General features: G+C 37.8%; 13 protein-coding genes and 1 other RNA gene. 12 read left to right on the forward strand and 2 right to left on the reverse strand.

Annotation, left to right across the window (positions count from 1 at the left end; genetic code table 11):
• The first annotated feature begins 113 nt into the window (after positions 1 to 113).
• The 8 genes from QMD71_09355 to ftcD all read left to right on the forward strand — a co-directional run bounded on the left by QMD71_09355 (position 114) and on the right by ftcD (position 7,548).
• A complete protein-coding gene (locus tag QMD71_09355; protein MDI6841034.1) occupies positions 114 to 1,685 on the forward strand; it encodes a T9SS type A sorting domain-containing protein in 1,572 nt (523 codons plus the stop codon).
• A gap of 475 nt (positions 1,686 to 2,160) precedes the next feature.
• Positions 2,161 to 2,709 (forward strand): hypothetical protein, encoded by a 549-nt coding sequence (locus QMD71_09360; protein MDI6841035.1) that lies wholly within the window; start codon positions 2,161 to 2,163, stop codon positions 2,707 to 2,709.
• A gap of 29 nt (positions 2,710 to 2,738) precedes the next feature.
• Positions 2,739 to 2,936, forward strand: coding sequence for a hypothetical protein (locus QMD71_09365; protein MDI6841036.1), 198 nt, complete (start codon positions 2,739 to 2,741; stop codon positions 2,934 to 2,936).
• A 7-nt stretch (positions 2,937 to 2,943) separates the two neighbouring features.
• On the forward strand, positions 2,944 to 3,219 hold the full coding sequence (locus QMD71_09370) for a cell division protein ZapA (protein MDI6841037.1): 276 nt from the start codon (positions 2,944 to 2,946) through the stop codon (positions 3,217 to 3,219).
• Positions 3,220 to 3,228: 9 nt separating this feature from the next.
• Positions 3,229 to 3,378, forward strand: a non-coding RNA gene (ssrS, locus tag QMD71_09375) — 6S RNA.
• A 199-nt stretch (positions 3,379 to 3,577) separates the two neighbouring features.
• Positions 3,578 to 5,134: a ribonuclease Y gene (gene rny / locus QMD71_09380; protein MDI6841038.1), complete on the forward strand. Its 1,557-nt coding sequence runs from the start codon at positions 3,578 to 3,580 to the stop codon at positions 5,132 to 5,134.
• A gap of 104 nt (positions 5,135 to 5,238) precedes the next feature.
• Entirely contained in the window at positions 5,239 to 5,994 is a 756-nt protein-coding gene (locus QMD71_09385) for a TIGR00282 family metallophosphoesterase (protein ID MDI6841039.1), read from the forward strand.
• Positions 5,995 to 6,015: 21 nt separating this feature from the next.
• Entirely contained in the window at positions 6,016 to 7,548 is a 1,533-nt protein-coding gene (ftcD, locus tag QMD71_09390) for a glutamate formimidoyltransferase (protein MDI6841040.1), read from the forward strand.
• 10 nt (positions 7,549 to 7,558) lie between these two features.
• Here ftcD and QMD71_09395 read toward each other — a convergent pair whose 3' ends face one another.
• Complete coding sequence (locus tag QMD71_09395) at positions 7,559 to 8,305, reverse strand: S24 family peptidase (GenBank protein ID MDI6841041.1); 747 nt, start codon at positions 8,303 to 8,305, stop codon at positions 7,559 to 7,561.
• 147 nt (positions 8,306 to 8,452) lie between these two features.
• On the opposite strand from QMD71_09395, the gene QMD71_09400 reads away from it, so the two are divergent.
• From QMD71_09400 to QMD71_09410, 3 genes are all read left to right on the forward strand, one after another.
• Complete coding sequence (locus QMD71_09400; protein ID MDI6841042.1) at positions 8,453 to 8,977, forward strand: hypothetical protein; 525 nt, start codon at positions 8,453 to 8,455, stop codon at positions 8,975 to 8,977.
• Positions 8,978 to 9,017: 40 nt separating this feature from the next.
• Positions 9,018 to 9,536: a hypothetical protein gene (locus tag QMD71_09405; GenBank protein ID MDI6841043.1), complete on the forward strand. Its 519-nt coding sequence runs from the start codon at positions 9,018 to 9,020 to the stop codon at positions 9,534 to 9,536.
• Positions 9,537 to 9,660: 124 nt separating this feature from the next.
• Positions 9,661 to 9,888, forward strand: a complete 228-nt coding sequence (locus QMD71_09410) for a hypothetical protein (GenBank protein MDI6841044.1) — start codon at positions 9,661 to 9,663, stop codon at positions 9,886 to 9,888.
• A gap of 156 nt (positions 9,889 to 10,044) precedes the next feature.
• Here QMD71_09410 and QMD71_09415 read toward each other — a convergent pair whose 3' ends face one another.
• A complete protein-coding gene (locus QMD71_09415; GenBank protein MDI6841045.1) occupies positions 10,045 to 10,212 on the reverse strand; it encodes a hypothetical protein in 168 nt (55 codons plus the stop codon).
• Positions 10,213 to 10,370: 158 nt separating this feature from the next.
• On the opposite strand from QMD71_09415, the gene QMD71_09420 reads away from it, so the two are divergent.
• On the forward strand, positions 10,371 to 10,628 hold the full coding sequence (locus QMD71_09420; protein MDI6841046.1) for a hypothetical protein: 258 nt from the start codon (positions 10,371 to 10,373) through the stop codon (positions 10,626 to 10,628).
• Positions 10,629 to 10,695: the final 67 nt, after the last annotated feature.

Below are 10,695 nucleotides of genomic sequence, written 5' to 3' on the forward strand. Positions count from 1 at the left end.
CACTTACAATCAATCCATGAGTGAGAATCTGGGTAGAGCCTTGGAGTGATGACCAAAGGAGTGCAATAAAAATATTTGACTTCTCAGAAATTTAGAATATAGTGTAAAGCAAGATGAAGAAAGTAAAAATTCAAGGTTTGACTCCAATTGTTGTATTTGTAGTGTTTTTTGTCTTTAGCTTAAAGAATGGATTTACACAACCTGAGGAACCAAGACTCTTAGCTATTTTGCATCTATCAAGCCCTAGGCCCCAATCCATATTATCTGGAAGAGGAGATGTAAATGGAGATGGGTTTGACGATGTTCTTTTAGCTAGACATGATACTGCTCAAGTCTTCTTTGGAGGGTTTCCAATGGATACGGTACCAGATGTAGTTCTTCTATTACCCCCCATTTCACCTCCCTTTTTCTCTTGTTATTTTTGGACAGCTTCTATTGTGGGGGACTTAAACAACGATAGGTTTGACGATATCGTAGTGGGTGACGAAGGAGCTACTATTGGTGCTTCACCTAAAACTGGAGCAGCGTATGTATATTTTGGTGATAGTGCCTATAATCAAACGGCAATTTATCCTGACTTAATACTCAAACCACCCGTCCCAGGTTGGTTTGGGTGTTATGGGTATTCGGCTTCAGGAGGCGATCTTAATGGAGATGGGATAAGCGACCTTGTAGTAGCTGACTTTGGTGAACCACTTGGACCTGATGTGGAAGGAAGACTATATATATATTTCGGAGGTGAAAATTTCGACACAATACCAGAACTAATAATAAAAGGATATATGATAGATACTTTAGGTTATCTACATATAGGTAAGTCAGTAGAAGTTATAGGGGATGTAAATGGAGATGGATTTGATGATTTGCTTGTAAGTGCAGATGAGAATGATATCCAACGGGTTGACCTCTATCTTGGTGGAAATCCAATGGACACTTTGCCCTATGCAATATTTTTTAAGGATTCAATAGGAGAGTTTGGCAACTCTTTTTCAGGTGGAGATATAAATGGGGATGGATATTGTGATGTGCTTATCGCAGACTATTGTGCAGACAGTCTTAGAGGAAGGGTGTACATTTATTTGGGGAAAAATGTGCCTGATACTATGCCAGATTTAATCTTAAGCCGTAGAATTCCTGGAGAAAAGCTTGGATATAGGGTACACGCAGGGAATTTCACTCTTGATAAATACGATGATATCGTCGTTAGTATATTAGGTGAGAACAATCTGTGTGATACAGCTGTTCTTTATTATGGAAGCTCTAACTTTGATACTTTAATTGATGGGTACATTCCTTTGGGAGGGAAACTCTTAGGAGCTGATATTACTGGGGACGGGTATGAGGAAATACTCGTTCATCGTGGACCAATTTATGTGTATACTTTTCATACTGAAGGGATAGAAACATGTCGTTTAAAAAGAGACTCAAGAATTCCTCTTATAATTTTCCCTAACCCTGCGGTTTCAACGGTGATTCTTAAATATAGAGTATTGCAGAGGAGTGAAATAAAATTAGAAATATTTGATGTGTTAGGGAGGGTTGTAGAGACTTTAGTCTCAGGAGTGCAAGAAACTGGAGAGTATGAAGTGCGCTGGGGTAGAATAAATCTTTCCAGTGGAGTATACTGGGTAAAGCTTAAACAAAGTGAAAGGAGCAGCACAGAAAAACTGGTACTCCTTCACTAAAATAGGAGGTCTCATGTTAGGTACATTTACAAATACAAATAATGGTGTCAAGTCTGATTTTTCTCTTAAAAGATTTACGATGCGGCTGGCAGGTCAGTGGAGATGTTGGTAAATGGCGATAATGAGCCCGGGTATTATAATGTAACCTGGAATGCTAAAGGATTTTCGGCAGGTATTTATTTTGCTAAGTTTGAATTAGGAAACTATATTTTAATAAAGAAATTGATCTTGATAAAGTGGTCCTACTCAAACAAAAAAAGTAAAAAAACTTGCTTTGTTGAATAATTCACTTTACAAAACTTGCAACACCTTGATTGCCACCGATTTATGAGATTCTTCACTTCGTTCAGAATGACAAGGTCAAAATTGTCTAAAACCAAGTCAGGGGTTGAAAATCAAAGGTGCCAAAAATATTTATTCAACAAAGTAAAAAAAATACTTGACTTATTAATTTTTAGTGAGTATAGTGTTAAAAATGAAAAATGTCTTGATTATACTTTTCATATTTACAGGCTGTGCTCAATTACATAAATATAAGCCTATACCATGGGCAGTTGGGCAATGGGTTTCTTACGAAGTGAATGGTGAGCCATTAAAAGTATCTATTGTAGGCAAAGATTTAGCTGGCTTCTGGCTTGAGACTGTGGAGCCCGAAGTTGTAGTAAAGTTTCTTGTAGAGGAAGGAGGGACTCAACCCAATAAATTAATTGTGAAGACAGTAGGTGATTCACCTATAGAGTTTCCAGTTGATAAATTCAATGTAAAGAGTATTCTTCTGAGTGCAAAAATAGATGAGTCTGCAAATTTAAGGAATGAGATTCTAACTCTAACTTGTGGAAAACTTAGGGTATTTCACACAACCTATGAAGGCAGTGATATATGGCTATCAAGTAAAGTACCAATATTTGGGATAGTGAAATACATGGGTAAAGATAAACTTATAGTATTACGTGATTATGGGATAAAAGGAGCAGAAAGTGAGATTAAAGAGCAAGCAGAGAGTGCAAATTTTATAGTAGAGTGAATAGGGGGCATCTTACTGGGGACCTTAATATGTTCACAGAATCTTGTAGAGAAGATAGGTTTAAAGTTTTGGAGAATAGAGCAAAAGAGATATTAAGACGTGTAAAGCTCTTGAAAGATGAGAATACGAAACTAAAAGTGCAGATAGGTAAGCTATTAGAGCAGAGAGTCATAGCTCGCAAAGAGGTGAATAAGTTACTTAATAAACTTCACTTCGTTAGTCTATAATATGGATGTGAAGCTGAAAATATTTGGTAGAGAATACAGAGTAGAAGGTGGTGAAGTTTCTCCTGATTATATGAAAAGGGTAGCAGAATATGTAGATTCTAAGATTAGCGCTCTTTCCAATTCTTCACAGATTCTTCGCTATGCTCAGAATGACAGGGAGGGGATAGCTATTTTAGCTGCTTTAAATATAGCAGATGAGCTATTTCAGGAGCACGAGCTAAACGAACAAGGTAAAGCAAGTGTTGAGCGTACTATTGCTCTTTTAGAGGAAGGTCTTTCTTAGATTTAAATGGGTTCCCTGTAGTGTTCGTGATGGGGTGCAATTCTTGAGCTAGCACCTTTTAAAGGGGAGCTGTCCTGTGCATAATTTATGTGCAGGATGGTGCCCACCTCCTTTTGAAGGTTCAAAGATGCCTCCCCACACGGCACCGGCAGGGGACCTATTTTTTATTTTAGGACTGGAGGCTGTTTAGAAATAAAATATAAATTATGAGAAATTCTAAATCCGAAATCCTAAGTTCTAAACAATATCTAAATCCCAATGTTACAAATTCCAAACTTTTAGTTTTGAGCATTTGAATTTTAGATTTGTTTAGAATTTAGTGCTTCGGATTTGTGATTTTTGAGGGTGGTGATTAAAAATGGATTTCCAATTTCTTGGATATATCTTGGTTGCAGTAGTCTTTTATCTAATTGGTTTTTGGCTCCAAAAATTGCTTAGAGCTGTACGGCTCAAAAAGGCAGAAGAAATTGCCCATAAGATAGTTGAAGATGCAAAGAAGGAAGCTGAGCGCCACAAATCGACAGCTGAGTTAGAGTTGAGAGCTGAGTGGAGTAAGCGGAGAAGTGAGTTTGAGCGTGAGACAAGGTCAAGAAAGAAGGAGATTGAGCAAAGAGAGAAGGCACTTGATGAGCGTGAAGCAAACCTTGAGCGTAAAGGTGACCTTATAACAAGAAAAGAAAGTGAGTTAGGTAGAAAGGAAATAAATCTACTTGAGAGAGAAAAAGAGGTTAGAAATAAGAGTGAGAAGCTTGATAGCTTGATTATAGAACAGAACAGAAAACTTGAAAAAATTGCAGGCATGAATCAAGAGGAAGCAAAGCGTCAACTGTTCCAAAACCTTGAGAAAGAGGTAAAGGATGAGGCTAAAAAGTTTATAAAGGAACAGATAGAGAAAGCACAAGCTGAAGCAGAGAGGGAGGCGAAGAAGATTATTTCTACTGCTATAGAAAGATGTGCTGCAGAGCGGACACTTGAATCTACAATTTGTACTATTGCATTACCTTCAGAAGAAATGAAAGGAAGACTAATAGGGAGGGAAGGTAGAAATATTCGCACATTTGAGACTCACACAGGCGTAGACCTTGTAATTGATGATACGCCTGGTAGTGTTTTTATCTCATCACTTGACCCCATCCGTAGAGAGATTGCAAGGCGCTCACTTGAGCGTCTTATGACAGATGGTAGGATTCAGCCAACAAGAATTGAAGAGGTTGTTGAGCAAACAAAAAAGGAGCTACCAGAGGTTATACGAACAGCTGGAGAGGAGGCAGCTCTTGAACTAAAGGTATCAGGTTTACATCATGAGCTTATAAAACTTTTAGGTCAACTTAAGTTTAGAACCTCCTATGGACAGAATGTTTTATCACATTCAAAGGAGGTAGCGCGTCTTGCCTCCCTTATGGCAGTAGAGCTTGGGTTTCCTGAAGAAATAGCAAAACGGGCAGGTTTACTTCACGATATTGGTAAAGCAGTATCTCAAGAATACGAAGGAACTCACCAAAAAATAGGTGGCGAACTTGCAAGGAGATACGGGGAATCTGAAATTGTAGTCAATGCTATTGAGGCACATCATAAGGATGTAGAACCAGCCTCTCCAATTGCAGTCCTTATAGAGGCAGCCGATGCTATATCAGGAGCACGTCCGGGGGCAAGGAGGGAGACTTTTGAAGCTTATGTTGAAAGGCTTGAAAAACTTGAAAGCATTGTCACCTCATTTGATGGAGTTGATAAGGCATATGCAATACAAGCAGGAAGAGAAGTGAGAGTGATAGTAGAACCGGATAAGGTAAGCGATGAGTCTGCATCAGAACTTGCAATCTCTATTGCTAGGAAAATTGAAAGTGAGATGAAATATCCTGGTGAGATAAAGGTGACTGTGATAAGAGAGACGAGGGCAATTGCACACGCTAAGTAATGACTCTGAATGCTGAATTCTAAATGCTAAATTCTGAATTGATGTGCGTAATTTAGCATTCATAAGTATGGACATGGCATGCCGTGTCTATACAATTGTCCACAATGCGTGTTTTGTTTGTAGGCGATATTTATGGTAAGCCGGGGAGAAGGATTGCCTCTTCTCTTATTCCTATCCTTAGAGAAAAAGAGGGGCTTAATTTTGTATTTGCAAATGGAGAGAATGCGGCTGGCGGATTTGGGCTTACTTTGCCTATATTTCGTAAGCTTGAAAGGTATGGAATAGATTGCATTACAACAGGTAACCATCTATGGGATAAAAAGGAGATAATTTCAGAGCTTACTGTACTTCCTAATCTTCTAAGACCAGCTAATTATCCTGAATCAGTACCTGGGAGAGGGGCTCAAATTTTTAATAATGGAATAGGGGTAATAAATCTTGCTGGTCGTACTTTTATGCCACAAGTAGAATGCCCGTTTAGGACGGCACTCATTGAAATTGATAAATTAAATACAAAAGTAATACTTGTAGATTTTCATACAGAGAGTGGAGCTGAAAAACAAGCCCTTGCGTGGTGGCTTGATGGAAAGGTATCAGCAGTTATTGGGTCACATACCCATGTGCAGACGGCAGATGAACAAATTCTACCTAAAGGGACGGCTTACATTACAGATGCCGGGATGACTGGCTCTTTTAATTCAGTGATAGGGGTTATACCGGATAAGTCTATTAAATATTTCACTTATGGGACACCACAAAGATTTGATATAGCACAGGGAGATGAACACTTAAATGGAGTGCTATTGGATATAGACGAAAGTTCAGGTAAGGCACTATCAATTAAAAGAATTAAAATATAATTTTGTTTGAAAGGGGGAGACATGCCAAGATTGGTAGAATGTATACCAAATTTTTCTGAGGGTAGGGATTCGGCTGTTATAGACAAAATAGTGGATGAGATTACTAAAGTGCCGGGCGTTAAGCTTACTGACCGTCAAATGAATACTGACCATAACAGGGCAGTAATAACATTTGTAGGTGAGCCTGAATCTTGTAAGCGTGCTGCATTTAATGCCTGTAAGTGTGCTATGGAACTTATAGACTTACGTAAGCATAAGGGGGAACACCCAAGAATTGGGGCAACAGATGTAATCCCATTTGTCCCAATATCAGATGTAAGTATGGAAGAATGTGTTAAACTTGCAACTGAGCTTGCTAAGGAGATAGCAGAAAAGTTAAATATACCCACTTATTTATATGAGGAAGCTGCAACAAGGCCTGAGAGAAAAGACCTCGCATACATAAGGAAAGGTGAGTTTGAAGGCTTAATGACAGCAATAAAAACTGACACATCACGTGTCCCAGACTTTGGGCCATGTGAGCTACATCCAAGTGCAGGTGCAACAGTTGTAGGTGCACGTGAATACCTCATTGCATATAATGTAAATCTTGGCACTAATAATATTGATATTGCAAAGCGTATTGCCAGTGCAATAAGATTTAAGGGTGGTGGCTTTAAGTATGTAAAGGCACTTGGATTTGACCTTAAGGAGCGTGGCATTACACAGGTCTCTATGAACATGACAAATTATAAAGAAAGCACATTATTTAGGGCATTTGAGTTTGTTAAGCGTGAAGCTGAAAGGTATGGGGTTACAGTTATTGGGTCAGAGATAGTAGGGGTAGTTCCAATGCAGGCACTGGTTGACACAGCTGATTGGTATTTAAGGCTTGAAAATTTTAGACCTGACCAAATACTTGAAAAGAAAGTATGGGCTGAGGGTGCGTTCCCTCATGAGGAGCTAATCCCACGTAGATTTATATCTGAACTTGCTTCAAAGTCGCCAGCCCCAGGAGGTGGGTCAGTAGCTGCATTATCTGGTGCACTTGGTACAGCCTTGGTTTGTATGGTGTGCGAACTTACGATTGGGAAAGAAAAATATAAGGAGGTTGAAGAAACAATGAAGGATGTACTTAAGCAGGCAAATAAGTTTAAGGATGAATTCCTTAATCTGATGCAAGAAGATGAAGATGCTTTTAATAAAGTTATAGCAAGTTACAAGTTGCCTAAAAATACAGAGCAGGAAAAAAATGATAGAATTAATAAGATACAGCTTGCATTAAAAGAGGCTACACGAGTGCCACTTGAAGTTATGAGACTATCTAAGACTGCATTAGAACTTGCAGTCACCTGTGCTAACAAAGGAAATATAAACTCAATCTCTGATGCAGGAGTAGCAGCTGTTGAATTACAGGCAGCAGCGGACTCTGCTTTATATAATGTACTGATAAATCTTGGTGGAATAAAGGATGAGAAATTCAATACCCAAGTAAAACGAGAAGTTGATAAAATGGGTAAAGAAATCGCAAAACTTGCAGCAAAAGTGAAAGAAACAGTCCAGAGTAAACTCTAAATATAAATTTTTATCTCCTTATCTTCCGTAACCCTATGCCATAGATTACACCTATTATCTTGAAGTCATCACTTGGCAGCACAATTATTGGCTCATATTTAGGATTAGATGAGCGTAATATTATATGGTCTTCACGCTTTATGAACTCCTTTATTAAGGATTCACCATTTAAGCGTGCTACTACAATATCGTGAGTCTTCGCTACTTCTTGAGCTATAACTATCACATAGTCGCCGGGCTCAAGTTTTGGACTCATTGAGTCACCATCTATCTTTATACCAAATACTGGCTTACCCTTCTTAATCAATGCATCCTGTGGTACCCATATCCAGTCAATCACCATATCATGTGTTATCTCAATTGGATGACCAGCAGGTATGTTTGCAATAACAGGGATGCCTGGCTTCATTGATTCAATATCTATTGGGACGAGCTCCTCCTCCTTTGGCTTACGCCTTAACTTAAATTCACGCTTTACAAAATCCTGTAACTCACGAAGCTCATTCTCAACTCGCTTTAATCTATCACTTGGAGACTCACCTTGAGGTCTAACCTCTTTACCAGTTAAAAGCCAATCCACAGAACAACTGCCAAGTTTTGCTATCTTAATCAATACATCAGAAGGAGGCTCATGAATATCTTTCTCATAAGAACTGACTGTATCATGCGAAACTCCAAGAAGCTTACCAAATTCTACCTGAGTTAACCCCAATACCCTCTTCCTAATATATAATATACGCTTTCCCTTGCTAATCATAGCTTTATACAATTACTAAAAAATGTTTTACGCCTTTTTGTCGTTTTTTTACGATTATTTGGCGATTTTTACTTGACAAATTTAAAATAATGTTTATATTATAAATAGTATGAATAAAATAAATTGTCAAGTTAAAAAGGGGGTAAAATGAAAAATATACTTCCATTTGTTAGGATGGATGAAGAGGATGAGTGTCAAATAGTTAGAAGTCTTAGGGGTGAAGTTATAAATGATTTTGTATACTCATTTAAGGATGGTGATAATGAGGTTACTGGGCTATCAATTGCAGGTATTGAAAATGTTTGCAGGCAGGCTGCTAAGATTGGTGAGTTTTTTAGGGTTATAGGGATGCCAGTTGTATATGATAGTGGTGATTACATTGAAGTGATTGTTAAGGTAGGCAGGTTTACAATAAATCGTGATGGTAAAGAAGTAGAGCTTGATTCTGCGATAGGCGCAAAGCGTGAGTATAAGTTTACAAGACTACCATCAGGTAAGATTGTGGCTGACCCATTTTATTTTGAGAAGGCAGTCTCAAAGGCTGAGCGTAACGGGAAGCGTAAGCTATTGCCAGAAAAGCTGATAAATAAGCTTATAAAGGAGTACAAAAAGAAAGGTAAAGTCAAACAACTTAAAGCTAAAAACTCAAAAGTAAAATCTGTAGCTTGTTAGGTTCAAATTCCAAACAAATGTCCTGTTTTGATGAAGTAATATGGCAAGGAAGCGAATGATAGACCCAGAATTCTTTTCTGACGAAGAAGTAGGTAGCTGGTCAATTGCTGCGCGTCTATTTTATATTGGACTATGGAGTTGTGCAGATGATGAGGGCAGATTTAAGTCAAATTCACGCCTGCTTAAAGCTCAAATATTCCCATACGATGATGACATAGATATAGATAAACTTAAGGATGAGGTTAGTAAAAAGATTGTATTTTATGAAGTAGGTAATCAGCAATATGGGTGGCTTAAAAACTTCAATAAATATCAGGTAATCAATCGTCCCACACCTTCTAAATTACCGCCACCTCCTCATACTAGCCGTATGGCTAAACTCACTGAAGCCTCATTGAATACTCACGGAGGGCTCACGCCTAATATAATAGAAAAGAAAAGAATAGAATATAAAGAAGATAAACATGAAGAAATTTCTAAAGAAGATATAGAGTATGCAAAGAATAAGGCAAAAGAGCTAATTTTGTGGCTCTCAAGGTCAAAAGCTATACCTAAGTAGGAAATGGGAATTAGGTGACTGTCCAATAATTCAAAAAAATTTAATTTGCAATCTTAAACCACGAGATTAACACAGATTTTCACAAGAAATGTCATCTGGTGAAATCTTGTGGTTTCCTTTTTCTATGCATAGGAAATACTTCTCTATATCTACAGATGACCCACTATGGACAAAGTTATCCCGTAAACTAAGGGGTAAAAATTTCAGGGTTCCATGCTCATGGAGAAAGGGTATTTTTCTAAGCTTCAATGACTGGTGTCTACTTGTTAACAGGAAGCTGGCTGGAAAGGTAGTCTATGTCCATAAGATAAAGAAAATAAATTATAGACAGATACCTAAATATTTTACTTGACAAATTGGAAATAAATGAGTATTAAAATATAAAAGGGGAAACTATATTTAACTTTAAATTTTTAGTTCCAATTACATTATTTGCATATTTAACTGCATTTGGTGACTATATTATAGACTGGACAGATACACTTGATTTTGGTGCAATCGAGGTTGCTTATGGTGTAGCAGTAGATAAGAGTGGCAACATTGTAATAACAGGGTGTAACAATGCTGATGTAATTTTCACTGTTAAATATAATTCTTTAGGTGAAACATTATGGACTAGGTCAGTCCCTAATTTTGATGCCGAGGGTATAGCGACAGATACGAATAGTAATATCATAGTTGTAGGATACACATCTGGTCCAGCCGCTTATATTGCTAAGTATAATCCGGCTGGCACAATGATATGGTCAGATACAATTACAGATTTTACATTTTCTTGTTTTTATGGTGTAGCTACAGATAGTAGTTGCAACATTTTTTGCTACCGGGTTTGCTATGAAAGATATTTTTGCTACATGTGATTACTACACTGTTAAATATAACCATTCTGGCACAATTTTATGGTCAGCTTCAATTATGACTGGGTATAGCACTGTAGCGCATGGGGTAGCGCTAACTGGTAGTGATATTGTAGGTACAGGAAGTTTTCAAGTAATTAGTGGTAATCTCGATTACTACACAGTAAAATATAAATGGACTCCTCAAGGGATAGCTGAAAGCAAATCCCAAATTCCAAATGGAAGTATATCCTAACCCATTCAGTGGAAATACCGTTATTCGTTATTCGTTAAACGTTAAACGTGATGGCAGTTATCCGATT

The organism is bacterium (assembly GCA_030018315.1).
Taxonomy (GTDB): Bacteria; Hydrothermota; UBA3073; order JACQXS01; family JAGMCI01; genus JASEGA01.